This window comes from Moorena sp. SIO3E8 (assembly GCF_010692445.1).
Taxonomy (GTDB): Bacteria; Cyanobacteriota; Cyanobacteriia; order Cyanobacteriales; family Coleofasciculaceae; genus Moorena; species Moorena bouillonii.
The window spans coordinates 1-1,088 of sequence record NZ_JAAHHM010000382.1 but is presented as its reverse complement, the minus strand read 5'-3'; the positions used below and the strand labels follow the sequence as shown (position 1 = coordinate 1,088).

Below are 1,088 nucleotides of genomic sequence, written 5' to 3'. Positions count from 1 at the left end.
ATAATAATTAGACAAGACACCAAAAATATAAAACTTGAAAAAATCGCAGAGTCACTCCCTTTACCCATTCAATTTCAATCACGACGTAAAAAACTACAGAGATTTTTGTCTTTGCCAGTATTTGATGTCAAATAGTTGTGGTTTCCAATTATTAAAGAATGGATAAATCAAACATTTCCTAAAGAGAAAATAATCTATTTAGCTATCGATAGAACTAATTGGAAGGACAAAAATTTATTGATGATTAGTCTAATTTATAAAAATCGAGCAATCCCAATTTATTTTGAACTTCTTTCAAAACTTGGTTCAAGTAATTTTTCAGAGCAAAAACAAATAATATCAACTATTATAGGGCTATTTGATGGCTATGATGTTGTCATTTTGGGTGACCGGGAATTTTGTTCAGTTAAATTGGCTGAGTGGCTAGATAAACAAGGTTTTAAGTTTTGTTTAAGACTTAGAGAAAACGAGCAAATTGAGCTCAAAAATCAGGGGTGGATTTCCTTGAAAAACTCGGGATTGAAACCGGGAATTTCGTTATTTTTTGAAAAGGTTAAAGTCACCAAAACTAAACAAGTATCAGGATTTAGTATTGCCTGTAAATGGAAGAAAAGTTATCGAAATTCAGTAACAAAAGAAGGTTGGTTTATTCTAACAAATATGAGCGAAGTATCTGAGGCAATATCCGCTTATAAAAAACGTTTTGATATTGAGGAGATGTTCCGAGATTATAAAAGCGGTGGATATAATATGGAAGGCAGTAATGTTGTCGGCGAACGCTTTATATCTTTAGTTATTCTAATCTCTTTTGCTTACTTTATTGCAACTATTCAGGGAGAAAAAATTAATAAAAAAGGAGTTCAGAACTATGTAGCTAGAGTCAAAGAATATGGGCGATCAACTAAAAGACATAGTAATTTTTCTATTGGAATGTATGCTCAAAAATGGATTAATATTAGGTCGCAATGTTGGGAATTAGTTGATAAGTTAATGCGTTTAAGTCGTCATAAGCTCGATAATTATTTACGAGGTATGAGAGCTATGAAGCTTATACAGTCTACTTTTTAGCTCTCATGTCGCCCCCCCAG

1 pseudogene is annotated in these 1,088 nt (G+C 32.3%); it reads left to right on the top strand.

Annotation, left to right across the window (positions count from 1 at the left end):
* Positions 1-1,088 (top strand): annotated as a pseudogene (locus F6K46_RS39945) (IS4 family transposase); the annotation flags it as partial.